We start from the raw sequence: 18,242 nt of genomic DNA on the forward strand, positions 1-18,242 counted from the left end.
AGGAGCCATTATGAACAGAACAAAAGTGATTCTTTCCATTTTTCTGATGCTGTTTCTGCTGCTTGCCGGACTGGTTCTCCCCAGTTTCTGGAAAAGCCAGAAAAAAGAAGCTTCCGGAAACAAAGGCAAGGAACCGGCAAAGGAAACAACAGAAACAAATTCTGATACCCCCATGCCGGAATATCTGGATTTTGATGCTTTAAAAGCATTTTTCTCCGACAGCCAGATTGCTTCTCTCAAAGGGCAGTTTCCTGTCTACCTAAAAGAGTATGTCAAAAAAGAACAGACAAGCATCACCTTCCTGCCGGAAAAAACCAGCTACCCTACCGAAACAACCGTCTGCCTGATGTTTTCACTTTCCGATCAGGATACGCTTCCGGTTACCTATCACACCCCGACGGGTGTGTTTTTATTTGGAGAAGACGGGGTACAGGTCTCTGCAGATACGACTGTTTACGAAAAGCAAACCGATGATTCCCTGCCGTCCCTGACTTCGCAGGACATTGAACACCTGCAGGAAGGCGGGTATCCGGATACTTCTGACAGCCCGGAAGCTCCGGACACAGAATCCGGCAGTGCCTCTGTGCCTTCCGAAGATGCGAAAGATACGAAAAAGGAGGTGCAGCCATGACACAGCCAGAAGAAACACCGGTTTCCTTTATCCCTTCCAACTTCATTGAGAAAGGCAAGATCCTAAACGGAACTTTTGACATCCGCAATGCCATAGAAAGCATTGTTCTTTCCCTGGCAATCGGTATCCCTGTTTTCCACCTGCCGCTGTCCCTGACTGCCCGCATCATCATTCTCTGCATGACCGCACTTCCAGCGGCAATGGTAGCCCTGATTGGAATCGGCGGGGAGAGCATCACTGCCTTTTTGATGAATGCCCTGCGTTTTGTAGTGAACCGCAGGGTAATCTGGAGGTCCGACAGTCTTCCGGAAGGAAAGCCACGCAGGAAACCACGTTTCAAAGAGCCAAAGACAAAGAAACACCGGAAAGCAGAAAAAATGGCAGAGCCTTCCAAAGTAATGGCATCGGCTCCCCCACAGTCTGAACCGGACGCACCAGCTCCGCCAAAAAGTAAAAAAAAAGAACACCGGCAGTTTGATACCTCCACCAAGCGGGGCATCAAAAAACAGGCAAAGGAAGATATCCGTTATCTGAAGTGGGAGCAGAAAGAAGCCAGCCGACAGAAAAAAGAGGCGGCGAAACAGATAAAAATACAGAAAAAAACGGAAGCCCGGAGACGAAAGGAGGAAGAAAAACGGGCAGTTTCCGAAAAGCGGGCTGCAAAAAAAGAGCAGAAAAAAAAGGTGGTTTCCAAGGAGGACACCTCATCTGCCACGTCAAAACCCGTTTCCCGGAAAAAGCGAAAGAAAGACCAGACCTTGGAGGATTATCTTCCGGTGGAAAAAATCGCAAACGGAATCGTCTATACCACAGACGGACGGTACGTGAAGATCCTGGAGATTGAACCAATCAACTTTCTGCTTCGAAGTGCCAGGGAACAGCAGGGCATTATCTACAGCTTTATCAGTTACTTAAAGATCAGCCCTGTCAAACTCCAGATCAAGATGATCTCCAAAAAAGCAGACATCAATAAGCATCTGGAGCAGTCCCAGCTGGAGCTGGAGCGGGAAACCGATCCCCACTGTCAGGAACTGCAGCGTGACTACATCCAGTTTGTCCAGAACTTAAGTTCCAGAGAAGCAGTATCCAGACGGTTCTTTCTGATCTTTGAATATGAACCATTCAACGCAAACCGAAAGGAAGAGGAACGGGAAATCCTTGCTGCTCTTGAGACAGCCTCCCAGACCGCCAAAACCTTTCTATACCAGTGCGGGAATGAAGTGGTCTCCCATGACAATGAGGATGAATTTACTACGGATGTTCTCTACACCCTTTTAAACCGTACCCTTTGTACGGAGGTTCCGCTTTCGAACCGGATCAGCACTGTACTGTCCGCCTATACAAAGGAAAATCGCATGGAGGAACTGGATCACATCCGGATCAACGAGTTTCTCGCACCGGAAAGTGTGGATTTCAAGCACTCCCATTATGTGCAGATCAATGGGCTTTACCATTCCTACCTGCTTGTGCCGTCTGACGGCTACAAAAACCGGGTAACTCCCGGATGGCTGTCACTCCTTGTCAATGCCGGGGAAGGGATTGATATTGATTTCTTTCTCCAGAAACAGCCAAAGGACAAGATTCAGCAGCGTCTCGGTCAGCAGATCCGTATCAACCGTTCCAAATTAAAGGATGCGTCCGATACCAACACTGATTATGACGATCTGGATTCTGCCATCCGCTCCGGATATTTTCTGAAGCAGGGACTTGCCAACAACGAAGATTTCTATTACATGAATCTTCTCATCACCATTACTGCTTCCACGTTGGAAGAACTGCAGTGGCGGATTCAGGAAATGAAAAAGCTCCTGATCTCGCAGGATATGAACTTACACTCCTGCTACTTTTTACAGGAGCAGGGATTTTTATCCTCTCTGCCGCTGGCAAATCTGGACAAGAAGCTTTTTAAGCTGTCCAAGCGGAACGTACTGACTTCCGGGGCGGCAAGCTGCTATCCCTTCGTCAGCTACAGTATCTGCGATGATAACGGAATCCTCTTTGGGGTAAACAAGCATAACAATTCCCTGGTCATTGCGGATATCTTTGATTCCAGGCAGTACAAGAACAGCAACATCTGTATCTTAGGCTGTTCGGGAGCAGGAAAGACCTTCACCATGCAGACCATGGCACTAAGGATGCGAAGAAAAGGCATCCAGGTGTTCATCATCGCTCCGCTAAAGGGACACGAATTTTACCGGGCTGCAAGGAATGTCGGCGGAGAATTTATCCAGATCTCTCCTGCCAGTAAGAACTGTATCAACATCATGGAAATCCGGAAGGTAGACAATTCTGTAAATGAACTGCTTGACGGACCGACACTGGATGCCTCCGCACTGGCAGGCAAGATCCAAAGGCTTCACATCTTCTTCAGTCTGCTGATCCCGGATATGTCCCATGAGGAGAAGCAGCTTCTGGATGAAGCCCTAATCAAAACCTATGCCAGAAAAGGGATTACACATAAAAATGAATCCCTGACAGATCCGCAGCATCCGGAGCAGTACAAAAAGATGCCCATTCTGGAGGATGTCTACAATGTCCTGCTGGAAAGCGAGGATACCAAACGTCTGGCTCATATCCTGAACCGCCTGGTTCACGGTTCTGCTTCTTCCTTTAACCAGCAGACCAATGTGGACCTGACCAATAAATATACGGTACTGGATATCTCCGAACTGACCGGTTCCAGCGATCTTTTAACGGTCGGCATGTTCGTTGCCCTGGATTATGTCTGGGATAAAGCGAAGGAAAACCGTACCGAAGAGAAAGCCATCTTTGTCGATGAGGTCTGGCAGCTCATCGGTGCATCCAGCAACCGGCTTGCAGCGGAATTCGTACTGGAGATTGCCAAGATCATCCGTGCTTACTCCGGAGCCGGCATCTTTGCCACACAGGATTTAAACGACTTCTTTGCTCTGGATGACGGGAAGTACGGCAAGGGTATCATCAATAACTGCAAGACCAAGATTATCCTGAACATGGAGGATGAAGAGGCACAGCGGGTGAAGACTATCCTGCATCTATCGGAAACAGAAGTAATGAACATCACCCATTTCCAGCGGGGCAACGGTCTGATCTCAACCAACAACAATAACATCACTGTGGAATTTAAGGCTTCCAATCTGGAAAAGGAGCTGATTACCACAGATCGGCAGGAGCTTCTGGAAATCCTTGCGAAACAGAAGAAACAGGCTGTGTAACTTTTGGCAGCACTGACGCTGCCCTTTTCATTTGAACTTCAAGAAGGAGGAGACTTATGTTACAGACATACAAATCCTATACCAGACGGACGCTGGCTATGCTGCTGGCAGTCCTTGTCGCAGTCGGCGCATTGTTTTCCGGCAGTTTTCCGGTTCATGCAGCCGACGGCACCATCAGCTATAAGGCAGGTGCCAATATCCCTTACGGCAGCTATTTTACCTCCCGCATGAGCTTTGACGGGAGCAATACTGCCTACTGCGTGGAACCACTGAAGAAAACACCTTCCTCTGGTTCCTATTCCTATGACCTTTTAAGCCAGAACTCCCCGCTCAGAAAAGCGCTCTACTACTTAAACGGCGGTTACGGCTACGATAAAGTCGTCAAGGATAAATATTTCAGTGGCTGGAGTGATGATAACAGCTATGTCATCGGACATCTGGTTGTCGCTTACATCTATGCCGGTAATTCCGCTGACACCGGAGCTTTCCATGGCGCCCCGCAGTCCTATATTGATAAAGCACTGGAAGTAGCCAGTGCCATTCAGGGACTTCCGAACCCGCCGGAAGGCTTCCGGGCATTCATCGTTCCGGGACAGGGCAGCCAGACCATTGCCGGAAGCTGGTATCAGGTTCCAAACGGCTGGATCGAACTGAAAAAATCTTCTGCCAACGGAAGCGTATCGGACGGGAATCCGAATTACAGCTTAAAGGGTGCTGTGTATGGGATCTATCAGGGTGAGAAGCTCATCCAGAAACTGACCACTGATGAAAACGGGTATGCCAGATCCGGCGAACTGGAGGAAGGCGATTATACCATAAAAGAGCTCTCTGCTTCCAAAGGCTACATTGTAGACACCAAAGCTCACAAAGTCACCGTAAAAGCAGAACAGACTTCTGCTGCAAACGTAACAGATATTCCGCAGAATAATCCCATGAATCTGGTGCTTGAAAAGCTGGATGCCGAAACAAAGAAAGCCTCCCCACAGGGAGCAGCTTCCCTTGCAAACGCAGAATTTACAGTCAAGTTCTATACCGAGCAGTCTGACAGTGATCCTGCGGAAGCTGGAAAGAAACCGGCACGTACCTGGGTATTAAAAACAGATGTTTCCGGAAAGATGCATTTTACCAAAGATTCCTTTGTAAGCGGCGATGCCTTTTACTATACCAGTGATGGCAAGACCGTCTGTCTTCCGCTCGGTACCATAACGGTACAGGAAAGCAAAGCCCCTGCCGGATACCAGCTCAATCCAACTGTCTTCGTACAGAAAATTACAGGTGACGGTAAGCAGGAAATGGTTTCGGTATACCAGTCTTCTACCATAGAAGAATCTGTCATCCGTGGCGGAGTGAAGATCCAGAAACGTGACAGCGAGACCGGAGAAGCAAAACCGCAGGGTTCTGCCACTTTGGAAGGTACTGTCTTTGCGATCACTACGTTAAATGAAAATCCGGTATTAGTAGACGGAACATCCTACACGAAAGATCAGGTTGTCCTTACACTTACTGCCGATAAATCCGGTTCTGCTGCAACTGCAAAAGATGCTCTCCCATTCGGACATTACCGTGTGGATGAAACAACTGCACCTTCCGGTTATCTGAACAGCGGAAAGATCTCTGTAGAATTTGACATCACAGAACAGGGAAAAATCGTGGAACTGACTGCAAAAGACAATTCCATCTCCAATCAGGTCATCCGCGGGGATCTGGAATTTGTCAAGATTGCTGACGGCAGCCAGAACCGTCTGGCAAATGTGCCATTTAAGATCACTTCCAAAACAACAGGCGAAAGCCATGTGATTGTGACAGATGCCAACGGTTATGCCAGCACTTCCTCCAAATGGAACAAACATACCGCAAATACCAACCGGGGTGAGTCTTCGGAAGACGGCATCTGGTTCGGCACCTCCAAACCGGATGATTCCAAAGGCGCTCTCATTTACGATACTTACACTCTGGCGGAACAGCGTTGTGATTCCAACAAAGGCATGGATCTTTTAACCTTTGAAGTCAAGGTTTATAAGGATTCTGTTCTGATACAGGTTGGAACTCTGACCGATGATGCCATTGAGATCGGCACGACTGCTCTGGATGCCGAGACCGGTACACACATGAGCCAGCCGGCAAAAGAAGTGACCATTGAAGACGTTGTGGAATACGAAGGACTGAAAAAGGGCCAGAAATACAAACTGACTGGAACCTTAATGGATAAAAAAACCGGGGAACCAATCCTTGTGGATGAAAAACCGGTGATTTCTGAAACTGAATTTACTGCAAAGAAATCCTCCGGCTCCGTCAAAGTAACCTTTACCTTTGATGCAACTTCCTTAAAGGGAAAAACAACCGTTGTCTTCGAGGAATTATATCAGGATGAGATGCAGCTTGCAGTCCATACCGACATCAACGATGAAGACCAGACCATCTATTTCCCGGAAATCAAGACTACTGCGAAAGATGCGGACACGAACTCCAATATTTCCTGTGCAAAGGAAGAAATCACGCTGGTGGATACGGTTTCCTTTAAGGGGCTGGTTCCTAACCAGAAATATGAAGTGACTGGAACTCTGATAGATAAAGAAACAAAGAAACCAGTCGAAGCAGACGGAAAACCGGTGACAGCAAAAGCATCCTTCAAGCCAAAAGAATCCGCTGGTACGGTAGATGTTACCTTTACCTTTGATGCCAGCTCCTTAAAAGGGAAAACAGTAGTTGTCTTTGAATCCCTGGCTTACAAAGACAAGGAAGTTGCCGTACACACAGACATTGCGGATGAAGGACAGACTATTTACTTCCCGGAAATCAAAACCACTGCAACAGATGCTGCTTCCGGCACACACTATGCAAAACCGGAAAAAGAACTGACGCTTACAGACCTTGTGGAATACAAAAACCTGATCCCAGGCAAAGAGTACAAGCTGACAGGAACACTCATGGATTCGGAAACCGAAAAACCTTTCGATGTGGATGGCAAAGCTGTGACTGCAGAAACAAGTTTCACTCCGGAAGAAGCTAACGGCAGCGTAGAGCTTTCCTTTACCTTTGATGCCTCTGCACTTTCCGGAAAAACGCTCGTGGCATTTGAAACAATGACTTTTGAAGATCACGAAGTAGCGGTACATGCGGACATCAAAGATGCCAACCAGACCATCTACTTCCCGGAAATCAAAACCACAGCCAAAGACGGCAGTGACGGGGATCAGGATGTCTCTGCTTCCAAGGAAGCGACTATCGTAGATACGGTCACTTATCATGGTCTGATGCCTGGATCTGAGTACAAAGTCATCGGAACCCTGATGAATAAGGAAACCGGAGAGGCTTTGTTAAAAGACGGAAAACCAGTTACCGCTCAGGCAGAATTTAAAGCAGAAAAAGCTGGCGGCTCTGTGGAAGTTACCTTTACCTTCGACGCTTCTGCTCTTGCCGGACAGGATGTGGTTGTCTTTGAAAAGCTCTACTATACAGACGGAAAAACCGAGCATGAGATTGCTTCCCATGAGGATCTGAAGGATGAAGGTCAGACCGTACACATGACGGAGCTTTCGAAAGAACCGGAGACGCCTCCGGTAGCTCCGCCTGTAAAGACCGGCGATGAGACGCCGCTTCTCCTGTATGCCGGAATCGCCATAGCTGCACTTGCAGGTGCAAGTGTCCTGGGCATCGTTTACTTCAAACGCAAAAAGAAACATCAGTAACTCATAACGAAGACTCCTGCAGGCAGCTCCCACATGGAACTGCCTGCTTCTTTAGTAGGTGATGAATATGAAACACCCCCACTGCAAGACAGATGCCAAGCACATCCGTCATTTTCTGAACCTCTGTGAAGGGAACTGGCACTCCTGTATCTACGTCTGGTGCCGCACTTGTAACGCACAGGAAAGCTGTGAGAACTCTGGCTTTTTATTCCATCCGGATGAAACGGGAAGCCCCTGCATCCTCCCTCTTTCAGATGCAGCGCTTTTGTTTCCCCGGATACCGGAGCCAACCGAATGTACCGGAAGCATGAGCATTGCTGCTTTTACAGAGCTTTATCTGCCCTATCTGGCCGCTCAGAAGCTGCCTTTAAAGCCATGTCCCATTCCGGCACTGCTCCGGCTTCAGGAGAACCAGCAATATGACTGGTAACAAAAAGTTGCACTTTCAGGCTCTTATACGTACAGGATATGTAAAGAAAGGAGGCACTGCCTATGTTAAACGTAATTTCAATCATCCAATGTATCGATCAGGTCTTTACGAACCTGATATTTATTCCCATGATTTTTGTCCTGTATGTGAAATTCCGTCCGAAAAAGCCATGGACCAGAAGGCGCAGGAACACTTACCTGCTCTGTCTGGTACTGATCAGCTTATTCCTGCTACGGATTTTCTGTGAGAAGTTCATCTTTACACCGGTTAATTATCCACGTTTCACAGACAGCGGCTTATTCCCGCTCATCCGAGCAATTTTCTATCCCGGCATCTGAAAAATGGGGATTCGTGCCATTTAGTCCGAATCTGGGATCAGTATCCGCTTGCGTCCTATGGGAATTCATCACCTGCTTACTTACAATATAAGTATACAGTACGTACTGGTTATTCACGTACACGTTACGTATCGTGTATGTACAAGCGAGGTGAAAACAGATGAAGAAACCAAAAATCATCCGCTGCCCTTACTGCGGCGGAACAGCAATATTAAGAGATGCATCCTTTGTATATGGAACGCATTCTCATGGCGGACAGGTTTATGTCTGCTCCCACTATCCATCCTGCAATTCCTATGTCGGGGTACATTCGGGAACCAAGATACCAAAAGGAACGCTCGCCAACCGGGAGCTTCGTCAAAAGCGGATTCAGGCACATCGAATTTTCGATCAGATCTGGCAACAGGGCATCCTTTCCAAACCGGAAGCATATCGCTGGGTGGCAGATAAGTTCTGTCTGACAGATAAGCAGGCTCACATCGGACAGTTCAGCAACTATATGTGCGACCAGCTCATTCGGGAATCCGCAGATGTTTTAAAGAACAACCATATTCCCTTCCGCCTCCGGGCAGCCAGCTGAAAGGCGGTGATTGATGATGACCTTACCACTAAATAAAAAGCAAAAACAACTGGTGGAAAAATCCATGGATCTGGTTCCGATCATGATTCGTTCCATGACCCGCACCGCTGCCTATGTAACTGAGGAAGAACAACAGGAATTATGTCAGATTGGATATCTGGCTTTGTGCCGGTCGGCTGTCGGATTTGAGGAAGGAAGATCATTCCAGCCTTATGCCAAAACTATCATCCGTCATGCCATCTTTGACTACTGGCGGAAAATTGCCCGTGACCGCTCCATGCTCTGTTCTCTGGACGAAGCATCATCTGAAGATGAACATCTCCATTATCGTGATTTGTTTTCCTACGAGGATACACAAACAACTCACCCGGAAAAGGACACAAACCAGACCTTGCTTCTTGAGCATTTAACCCAGCTTGGCACCGGACAGTCCTCAACTATTCAGAAGGGAATTGTAGCCCTCTATCTGCAACAGCAGGGATATACCAGCTTTGACTTGGCAAAACACTACCAAGTACCAGCCAATCGTGTACGGGCATGGCAGAGCAAAGCACGGAAACTATTACAGCAGGATGATGCACTCTATGCACTTCTGACTTAACCTTGAAGGAGGGAACTTTTATGCTGACACTTTATACTGCTGTCGGAACCTTAAAATTTCAAAAAACGACAGGCGGAAAATCCATTCCTCTTGTAATCAACGATGGACAAGAATATGGACTATCGGATGACGAGCTGCTGCTCTGGAGCTGTCTTGCCTTCCAGATTCTGACGCTCCATGAACTCCAGGATGCCTATACCCTGCGCCAGATACAGAAAGAAGGTCCGAAAGGCTTATCCTTCCAACACTATCTGAACCGACTTTCCTTACGCGGTCTGGTTGTAAGCGGAATTGGACTGACAGGGGTGGATGCCTTATATCGCCTTCTCGGCAGTCTGACCATTATTCCCTTGAAGGATACCTTTCCCATCCGGCTCTTTGGCTGCGTTCAGCTTTATCTGGAAGGAACTATTGGTGCAAAAGAGTTTGGCAGATATTTAAAGAAGAAACCCTCTTCACCGATGGAAGATACCATTCTGAAGCTGGCTGATAAGGTATCCCTCACGACCGCTGAGCTTGTCACAAGTATGGAGCAGGAAAAAGTAATCCACAACGAATCGGATATTATGGATGAGTTATACACAGAACCGGAGACAACTTACCAAACACTTGTGGATGATGTCCAGATTCACCATACCCAGTATCCAGTGCTGCAGGCTATTGCTAATTTGTACCTGAATAAACAAATCACATTTCATACATGTTAAAGGAAGGAACCTTATGCCAAAACCATTTTTCACAAAGCTGGTTGCCATCAGTGCAATCGGCTTTTTCTGTGTACTTTTTGGGTGCATCTTCGGGATCGCCACCCATGACCGGCTCTTTATCCTCATGAGCCTCCTCATCGGAATCTGCAGCATCTTGCGTGCACTCAGTTTCTACCACCTGATCCATACACATGCTTATCTGTCACTGGACGTAAGCTGCACGAAACGGGAACAGACACTCTTCGGGAAAAACCAGCAATATTGGTTTGCCAGTGATAACGGAAAGGAATACGCCTTCTCACTGGAAAAGAATATCAAACTCCTAGAGGGACATCGGTATCGGCTGTACTTCCGGAAACCACAGCAGGGAACAGGGCAATCGATGCCATGTGCCGGAGATATTCTCGGATATGAAGAACTCACCGATCAACTGCCGGAACTTCCGGATACATCCGTTTAGATAGAAAATGAGCCGCCCGTACTGCATCACCCCTACAGTTCTGGCGGCTCATTTTATTATAAATAACCTCTCTTATTTCTATCAAACAATAGTGTTTGTATCCGCTTCAATGCCATGAGCATTTGCTCCGGGAATGTCTTAGTTAAACTTGAAAGAATTAGATTTTCATTCTCATTACACAAATATTATTAGATAACCAATTCAGAAATATCAATGCTCGTTTTATAGTTTTGTTTTACTCCGCCAGGAGAAGTAATAAAAATCGTAGCATATTCCCCATTTTCATAAAGGGTAATTTCTTTTATATCTTTTTCTTCATCTTGGTTCGTAGTATCGCAATAAAATTTTATGGTATATTTAGGGTTCATACCTATGCTTTTTTCTGTCTCTTTCCATGATTTTATATTTAAAGCAGAAATAACCTTGTCTATATTATGCTTATCATCATACTTTACCAGCAATTCCTTATTTGCGGCATCATATATCTCTATAACTTTTACACCTTTTACATAATTGTCCATTCTCTGCCTTTTTCCGCCCCGCCAGATACCTGTGCCGGTATTTCAGCTCTGCATACTCTGTGATCCGTTTCATGTAGACTGCATCATAAGCTCCGCCTACAGCACCAACCACCGGAATTCCCTGTAAGAACTTCATATACAGAAGCTCTTTTGACAAAGCTCCCGCCGTTTGTTCGATCTGCTCCTTATCCTGATACTCTTCCGGCAGTATTCCGTTTCTGATAAATTCATTTACTTTCCCGTCAATCTCACAAAGTGTATCCCCATAGGATACTGCTCCCCGGATCAATAATAAGATAAAATATTTTTCTTCCCTGCTTTCATAGCTGTATCCATACTGCAGAGCAGTCTCATAAATATTCTTTAAAATCATCCCTGTAAATACCGGAATATCCGGCAGACCGATTCCCAATACGCCCATCCCGATTCCAGACACACCGGATAGCAGTAAATTCTTTGTTCCCGTATCTCTTGCCTTTTTAGAAAAAGAGCGGAGGGATTTGGAATTCTGCTTTACATCCGCCATATACTGCCGCACCTGATAATCCTGCTCCAGTTTTGTCCGCTGATACGTCTTTTCAATAACCCCGGTTCCTTTCTCGAAAATCAGAGCAAATGCCTTCGCAAAAGCGGTATCCAATGTTTTCTGAAGTTTCGGCGGTATCTTTTCCTCCAGTTTCTGATTCAGAATGCTCTCCCTTTTCTCTGAACGCTTCTGAAGGAATCTCTGCTCCTGTACTTCCAGCTTTTCCCACTCCTTCTGAAGCGGTGTCCTTTTATCAAATAATCGCATCTTAATACACCTCCGCACCAAACGGCATCAATGCCAGTTTCGCCAGTTTAAACTGCTGTAAACCAAACGGGATTCCGATAATCGTCACACATAAAGCTGTACCCAACGCCAGATGCTCCAGTGCAAGAGGCAGACCGGATACAATCAGCCAGATGATATTCAAAAGGAACGAACTAGCTCCGCCACCATACTGCACCTCTTTTCCAAAGGGGAAAAAACTAAGCGCCGCAAATTTAAAACACTGCATCCCCACCGGAATCCCCACAACGGTAATACACCAGAGACAACCTGCCAGACACCAGCTCAGCCCACTGACTGCGCCGCCAAACACAAACCACAACACATTTCCCAGGCATCCCATATGCTACACCTCCCCATTCATCCGATTTTTCACATCAGCAAGTATCTTTTCTATCCGGTTGATGGCATCATCCACCTGTTCTCTTGCATCTGCAATCTTGCTCTGCACCATATAATCTGCCACCAGCCCGTCCAGAAAGAAATCCGCAAAGGAAAGGAAGCTGCCGATTTCCATGCGCAGATCCAAGGAAACCTGCACATCTCTTAATTCTCTCTGAAAACGCTGAATATCGCTTTTCGCCTGTTCCATCAACGCAGCTGCGTCATTCATTTTAGAATGCTTCACAAAGTCACTGATAAAGCCTCCTCCAAGCATATCAAAAATGCCCCAGTTTCTCGCACTTCCCAACTTATCCCTTGCTGCGTAAAGGCTCTGAAGCGCCCGCTCCCCTGCCTGTACTGCTTCCTGCATTTCCCGTTTCATCATTTCGTTACTCATCGTTTATCCTCTCTTTCTTTTTAGCAGACTATTGCGGCAGATTTTCTATATTTCATAATAAAAAAAGACTCCTATCATGACCTCTGCCACAATAAAAGTCTTGCTATCTCATTTGCTACGGGTATCTCTCGATACCGGTTGTCGGTTACAAAACCACCTCTTTCAAGGCGTTCAGCTACTCCCTTTTTTGCTTGAGATGAATATAACATATTGGAAATAATTTGTCAAATCATGCATTTTTCTTTTCCAACCGTTCCGCTTCTCTGGCAAATACATGCGAGATATCAAACAGTTCCGGTACATCTGATATGGTACACACATTCACACAATAATTGAGCCATGGAAATTCTTTTGTCATCTGATAAATAACTGCCATGGCTTTTGCTTCTGACATTGCTTCCACCGAATGATATCCCGATCCCTGAATATGCTCAAATCCGTTTGCTTCAAAAAAGTCCCTTACATCCGCATATGCATTATGCCAGTCACCTTTCGGATAATATTCCTTTAGTGCTTGTGTATTCAGGTCAAAATTGATGCCTTTCCTCTGTAAGCTGTCCATCTGTTAGTTCCTTATAAAGTCTGTAATCAGGTTCTCCTTTTCTGTTCCGTTATACCAGAAACACTCTAACAAATTCTCTGCAATTCCTACGGAGTTTTTCAACTGAAAGATTGCTGCCCAGAATCTTCCATAGTCCTGCTTGCGTCCCCGGTCAAGATAAATCCTGCTTCCAAGGGCTTTGACTGCACAGCTTAAATCCTCCTGCTCAAAAATCTGATCTGCCTGTTCACACATCTGATTTACCGTTTCCGGAGCGAGCTTGCTTGTATCAAATTTAAGTTCTACTTTATACATTATACTCATCCTTTCATACAACAAATGACTGAGTGACTCTTCTCTTTCTACTGTAATTCTACCATGAAACCTATATAAAGTCATTCCCCATTTTCACTTGCTTTAATATAAATTTTTCCTTTTATTTTGGAAACACAATCTCCACACAGAACTCATTCCCTTCTATCCGGGCGCTGATTTTCCCATCCATACGAAGTACCAGCTCTTTCGCAATTGATAAGCCGAGACCGCTGGAAGTCTTACTGCGTGCTTCATCCGCTTTATAAAACCGTTCAAACACCTGATCTACATTTATTTTTTCCACATGACATACTTGATTTTTTATCTGTATCCGGATGTTGTTTTCAACTTCTTCCAGTGAAATACTGATTTTCTTCTCCCCGTGATCCAGTCCGTTTTTTATGATATTCTGAAAAATTCTCTGGATTCCCTGTTCATTTCCGTTCATAAACAGCAGTTTATCTGTAATCTGTATCTCCGGTTCAATTCCTCTGCCCGTCCATTCATCGTAGTAGGAAAATATGGTATCTTTCAAAATCTTGTTGATACAGCAGGATGACATTTCCAGATGAAAAGAATCGTTTTTAAGTTTTGTAAAAGTAAATAATTCTTCCAGCATTTCTTTCAGGCTGCCGATTCTCTCCTGTATGATCTTCATATACCGTCTCTGCTCTTCCTGGTCTTCACAGGTTTCCATTAACTGAAAATATCCGTCAAGGGATGTCAAAGGAGTACGGATATCATGTGAGAGATTTGTATATGTATCCGAAATCATCTCCTCTTTCTTCAAGTATTCCTTCTTTTCCCTTCGCTTCAGTTCCAGCCATTCGTTTAAAACATCTGCCAACTCACCAATGCCTCCAAAATCCATTTCTCTGGTAATCAGCATGTTGCTGTCGTGCTTCATCAGAAACGACAACTGGCGGCAGATGTCTTTCACCTGCCGCTGGTATTTCCAAAATAACATTCCTTGTACCAGTATCACTGCTATCAATAGCACGAACCCTAGTTTTATCATTTAGATATCTCTCTTTCTGAATACCCATGCTGTCAGTAATGTAACCACGATTCCGAACGCCGCCGCAATCACAACTGCCGTCAGGCATTCCTTATTGGTCGGTGACATGGATAAAAGTGCAATCTTTCCTGTCACTGTATATTTCAAAATCTGGAAATTCTCCACACCTGCCTTCTGGATCAAATGATTGATCACTCCGTATAAGACAATCATGGTATTCATGCACAGGCAGATAACAATCGTCATGCTGAACACGTTGCTGTTCAAAACCACCGCAATCGCCATACTGATTAGTACCAGTGCATAATGAAGCAAAATCTGAATACCAAAGTATCTCAGCAACTCGCTTCCATTCCCCCACTCCAGATATCCGAAGTACATCTGCTGTGCAATAATCTGAATGATGAAATAAAGCAGCATGGTAACAGTCGTATACACAAACAACACGGAAGCTTTGGAAAAGATCAGGTTTCTCCGGCTCCTTACCTGCCCGCCGATATTTTTAATATAACCGCTTCCTATATCTGCACTGGAAAACAGCACTGTAAAAATCACCAGAAACAACGCCACAAACTTCGCCTGCAGGTTTGCATATACCTGATCAAAGACCGTTACTTTTTCTCCCGGCTGTGTCGGCAGGAATACGGACATTCCCATATTGATGGTTTCTGGTTTCACTGTTTCTGCAATGTTTTCTGTCTGCTGTTGTTCCGCTTCCTTGTTCATCGTATCAATATCCAATTTCGACATGGATGTGGAGAAGAATATAGCTGCCGCCATCACAATCCATACCACATACATACTTTTTGTCCGGACCATCCGGTACAGATCCATTTTTATCATATTAAGCATTTTGATTCCCTCCTGTCAGATTCAAGAAATAGGTTTCCAGTTCTTCACTGGTAATGGAAATTCCATTGACCAAAATTCCTGCTTTTGCCAGTTCCATATTGACATTGGCGCTTTCATTCAATCGTTCAAATATATGGATATGGCTCTTATCTGTAACCTGATAGTTGGTAAATCCCATTCTGTCCAGAATCGGGACTGCCTGCTCCGGATGGATTAACTCTATTTCAATCCGTTCACTGCAGCGTTTCATCAGTTCTTCGCTTGTCAGCTCCTGCAGAAGACTTCCATTATGGATAATTCCATAATCCGTTGCAATCTTAGATAATTCCTCTAAAATATGACTGGATATCAAAATCGTCATATTCCGTTCATCTCGCAGTCTCTGTATGGTATCACGCACCTCTGCAATTCCCTGGGGATCAAGCCCATTGATCGGTTCATCAAGGACCAGGAGATCCGGCTCCCCGACCAGTGCCAGCCCGATTCCGAGACGCTGCTTCATTCCAAGGGAAAAATGTTTCGTTTTTTTCTTTCCGACACCTTCCAGTCCGACCGTCTCTAAGATATCTTCGATGTATCCCTTTTTCCGAATACCAAACAATTCACATTTTATTTTCAGGTTTGTATATGCATTCATGTTGCCATACAGCCCCGGTGCTTCAATCAGACACCCCACACGAGAACGAATCCTCTCCAGTTCTTTTCCTTTACACCCGAACATCTCAATCTCTCCGGCTGTCGGTCTTGCAAGTCCACTGATCATCTTCAGGCAAGTCGTCTTTCCCGCACCGTTCCGTCCGATAAATCCATAGATAGCACCCTTTTTTATGTGAAGGTTTACTTTATCCACTGCCTTATGATGACCATACTGCTTCGTCAATCCATTTGTACTTAATAACAATTCACTCAATGCTTTCATCTCCTTTTCTTATCTGCTGTTATCATATCGGATAAATCCTAATCAAACGCAAATAAATAGTAAAAAAAGAGTAAAGATTAAGAATGCAGACGGTAGCCGATTCCCCATACGGTATCAATATATTCCTCCTGCGTTACTGCTTTTATCTTTTTCCGGATATTGCTGATATGTACATCCAGTGTCTTTGTCTCTCCCATATAGTGTTCATCCCACGCATATTCAAAAATCTCTTCTTTGCTGAAGACCTGTTTCGGATGCTCCAGTAAAAGCTCCAGAATTGCAAATTCCTGCTTTGTAATTTTGGGAAGCAGCACTCCGGCAATTCGGACTTCAAAGCGCTCACGGTCCAGTTCCAGGTTTTTATATGACACGCTTTTATGTTCCGGCTCCTGCTGCATATGGCGGAGCTGAACCTGAATCCGGGCAAGCACCTCCTGTATCTCAAACGGTTTTGTAATGTAATCATCTGCCCCACTGGTAAGAAGCCCGATTTTTTCATCCAATCCGTCTTTGGCTGTCAGGACAATAACCGGCGTATTGCCCTGTTTCCGAATCTGGGCAAGCACCTCTTCTCCTGAAATTCCCGGAAGCATCAGATCCAATAGAATCAAAGAAAAGCCCGCCTTATCCATCTGGAACAGCATCCTCGCTTCCGTCCCGGAAAAAGCCTGTACCGTCTCATACCCTGCTTTCTGTAATGCCGTATATAAAAGATTATTGATATCCGTATCGTCTTCTACAATCAGAATTCTGTTTTTCTGCTCCATTTTTCTCATCCTTCCATTTTCCGATTTAAACAATATTATATTGCACTTTTATAACTATGTCCAAAATTCTTTTGATATTATCCTTCCACCTCGTCTACATATGCTATATATAGTTCTAATTCTTTTGACATATGCTATATCTTGTGTTAATATAATCTTGTATTTAAGTTTTTGTGCTGTCCCGTCATGGGAGTCTGGACCATTCATCCAGAAGCATATGCAGTTTAAGTTTGGAAAATCGTGTCATTATACTGCCGTTTTATACGGTGCTATAATGGCACTTTTTTTATTTTAATCTATTTTAACGCCCAAAGAGGCAGAAAGGAGAATTTTTATGTCAGCAATTTTAACAATTTTAGGGAGGGCCACAAGAGATCCTGAGATGCAGCAAGGAAAAAATTCCGGTACGGAATATGTTTCTCTGGACATTGCAGTTTCACAGCGAGGCCAGGATGGAAAGGAAGAAACCATTTACTATCAGTGCTATTTTAACAAGTTCCTTGCAGAACGCTTAGCAAAAGCAGGCGTAAAGAAAGGAACCGGGCTGATGATCTATGGTGATCTGGAGCTTCATCCGTTCATTTATCAGAAAGGAAAGAATGCGGGGCAGGCAAATGCCGGTCCGAGGATCAATGTCAAGGACTGGCACTTTGTACCATCCAACCGTTCTGACAGCAATACCGGACATCCGGGTGCAAACCAGAACAGCCAGCCGAATGGTGGTGCGGCAACGCCCGGTGCAGCCGGCAATGGCAGCTACCCAATGCAGGGAAATCCCAATGGCAGCTACCAGAATCAGGCAATGCCTGGCGGCTATCCACAGCAGGGAATGGCTCCTGCTAACGGTGCCTACACGCCTCCTGCAAATGGCGGACAGTATCAGGCTCCGCCAAACGGAACCGGTCAGCCACAGAGCAGCTACCCGCCGCAGGGCAGTTATACCGGAATGCCAAATTACGGAGGTATGCCGGGCAGTCAGCCAACTGACGGCTTTCAAAATGTGCCGGAACAGATGGCATCCCAGTTGCCCTATTAACTCTCAAGGAACCCTATGTTGAGGAATTGCATTTATCATCTTTGTGATGAT

At 45.4% G+C, this 18,242-nt stretch carries 20 protein-coding genes; 10 read left to right on the forward strand and 10 right to left on the reverse strand.

Annotation, left to right across the window (positions count from 1 at the left end):
• Positions 1-10 precede the first annotated feature (10 nt).
• The 9 genes from AB5618_RS02090 (at position 11) to AB5618_RS02130 (ending at position 10,630) form a co-directional block, all read left to right on the forward strand.
• A complete protein-coding gene (locus AB5618_RS02090) occupies positions 11-631 on the forward strand; it encodes a DUF5038 domain-containing protein (protein WP_368366448.1) in 621 nt (206 codons plus the stop codon).
• Positions 628-3,825, forward strand: coding sequence for an ATP-binding protein (locus tag AB5618_RS02095; protein ID WP_023921581.1), 3,198 nt, complete (start codon positions 628-630; stop codon positions 3,823-3,825). Before AB5618_RS02090 ends, AB5618_RS02095 begins: the two co-directional genes overlap by 4 nt.
• A gap of 56 nt (positions 3,826-3,881) precedes the next feature.
• Positions 3,882-7,514: a VaFE repeat-containing surface-anchored protein gene (locus tag AB5618_RS02100; RefSeq protein WP_244095615.1), complete on the forward strand. Its 3,633-nt coding sequence runs from the start codon at positions 3,882-3,884 to the stop codon at positions 7,512-7,514.
• A 67-nt stretch (positions 7,515-7,581) separates the two neighbouring features.
• Positions 7,582-7,944 carry a hypothetical protein gene (locus tag AB5618_RS02105; RefSeq protein ID WP_040015509.1) on the forward strand — a complete coding sequence of 121 codons (363 nt, stop codon included), beginning with the start codon at positions 7,582-7,584 and terminating at the stop codon, positions 7,942-7,944.
• Positions 7,934-8,191 (forward strand): hypothetical protein, encoded by a 258-nt coding sequence (locus AB5618_RS02110; protein WP_005333506.1) that lies wholly within the window; start codon positions 7,934-7,936, stop codon positions 8,189-8,191. The genes AB5618_RS02105 and AB5618_RS02110 overlap by 11 nt, the downstream gene beginning before the upstream one ends.
• A gap of 251 nt (positions 8,192-8,442) precedes the next feature.
• Positions 8,443-8,862 (forward strand): DUF3268 family zinc-finger domain-containing protein, encoded by a 420-nt coding sequence (locus AB5618_RS02115; RefSeq protein WP_368366449.1) that lies wholly within the window; start codon positions 8,443-8,445, stop codon positions 8,860-8,862.
• A gap of 13 nt (positions 8,863-8,875) precedes the next feature.
• Complete coding sequence (locus AB5618_RS02120) at positions 8,876-9,463, forward strand: sigma-70 family RNA polymerase sigma factor (RefSeq protein ID WP_005333504.1); 588 nt, start codon at positions 8,876-8,878, stop codon at positions 9,461-9,463.
• A 20-nt stretch (positions 9,464-9,483) separates the two neighbouring features.
• Positions 9,484-10,170, forward strand: coding sequence for a hypothetical protein (locus tag AB5618_RS02125; protein WP_005333502.1), 687 nt, complete (start codon positions 9,484-9,486; stop codon positions 10,168-10,170).
• A gap of 13 nt (positions 10,171-10,183) precedes the next feature.
• Positions 10,184-10,630 (forward strand): hypothetical protein, encoded by a 447-nt coding sequence (locus tag AB5618_RS02130; protein ID WP_005333500.1) that lies wholly within the window; start codon positions 10,184-10,186, stop codon positions 10,628-10,630.
• 188 nt (positions 10,631-10,818) lie between these two features.
• On the opposite strand, the gene AB5618_RS02135 is transcribed toward AB5618_RS02130, so the two are convergent.
• The 10 genes from AB5618_RS02135 to AB5618_RS02180 all read right to left on the reverse strand — a co-directional run bounded on the left by AB5618_RS02135 (position 10,819) and on the right by AB5618_RS02180 (position 17,155).
• Positions 10,819-11,151 carry a DUF5301 domain-containing protein gene (locus AB5618_RS02135; protein WP_005333498.1) on the reverse strand — a complete coding sequence of 111 codons (333 nt, stop codon included), beginning with the start codon at positions 11,149-11,151 and terminating at the stop codon, positions 10,819-10,821.
• Positions 11,108-11,944, reverse strand: a complete 837-nt coding sequence (locus AB5618_RS02140; protein WP_005333496.1) for an EcsC family protein — start codon at positions 11,942-11,944, stop codon at positions 11,108-11,110. The genes AB5618_RS02135 and AB5618_RS02140 overlap by 44 nt, the downstream gene beginning before the upstream one ends.
• Position 11,945: 1 nt before the next feature.
• A complete protein-coding gene (locus AB5618_RS02145; RefSeq protein ID WP_173736254.1) occupies positions 11,946-12,305 on the reverse strand; it encodes a YccF domain-containing protein in 360 nt (119 codons plus the stop codon).
• Between the two features lie 3 nt (positions 12,306-12,308).
• Positions 12,309-12,743, reverse strand: coding sequence for a hypothetical protein (locus tag AB5618_RS02150; protein ID WP_005333491.1), 435 nt, complete (start codon positions 12,741-12,743; stop codon positions 12,309-12,311).
• Positions 12,744-12,972: 229 nt separating this feature from the next.
• Positions 12,973-13,305 carry a hypothetical protein gene (locus AB5618_RS02155; protein WP_005333489.1) on the reverse strand — a complete coding sequence of 111 codons (333 nt, stop codon included), beginning with the start codon at positions 13,303-13,305 and terminating at the stop codon, positions 12,973-12,975.
• Between the two features lie 3 nt (positions 13,306-13,308).
• The gene (locus AB5618_RS02160; RefSeq protein WP_022415108.1) at positions 13,309-13,599 is read right to left on the reverse strand and encodes a hypothetical protein; all 291 of its coding nucleotides are present in this window, start codon (positions 13,597-13,599) and stop codon (positions 13,309-13,311) included.
• A 121-nt stretch (positions 13,600-13,720) separates the two neighbouring features.
• A complete protein-coding gene (locus tag AB5618_RS02165; protein WP_005333486.1) occupies positions 13,721-14,617 on the reverse strand; it encodes a sensor histidine kinase KdpD in 897 nt (298 codons plus the stop codon).
• Positions 14,618-15,469: an ABC transporter permease gene (locus AB5618_RS02170; protein WP_005333484.1), complete on the reverse strand. Its 852-nt coding sequence runs from the start codon at positions 15,467-15,469 to the stop codon at positions 14,618-14,620.
• Complete coding sequence (locus AB5618_RS02175; protein ID WP_008373911.1) at positions 15,462-16,388, reverse strand: ABC transporter ATP-binding protein; 927 nt, start codon at positions 16,386-16,388, stop codon at positions 15,462-15,464. The genes AB5618_RS02170 and AB5618_RS02175 overlap by 8 nt, the downstream gene beginning before the upstream one ends.
• Positions 16,389-16,465: 77 nt before the next feature.
• Positions 16,466-17,155 (reverse strand): response regulator transcription factor, encoded by a 690-nt coding sequence (locus AB5618_RS02180; RefSeq protein WP_022415110.1) that lies wholly within the window; start codon positions 17,153-17,155, stop codon positions 16,466-16,468.
• Between the two features lie 334 nt (positions 17,156-17,489).
• On the opposite strand from AB5618_RS02180, the gene AB5618_RS02185 reads away from it, so the two are divergent.
• Complete coding sequence (locus AB5618_RS02185; RefSeq protein WP_005333477.1) at positions 17,490-18,191, forward strand: single-stranded DNA-binding protein; 702 nt, start codon at positions 17,490-17,492, stop codon at positions 18,189-18,191.
• Positions 18,192-18,242: the final 51 nt, after the last annotated feature.

This window comes from Ruminococcus sp. J1101004sp1_RTP21198st1_B9_RTP21198_201120 (assembly GCF_040924245.1).
Classification (GTDB): domain Bacteria; phylum Bacillota; class Clostridia; order Lachnospirales; family Lachnospiraceae; genus Blautia_A; species Blautia_A faecis.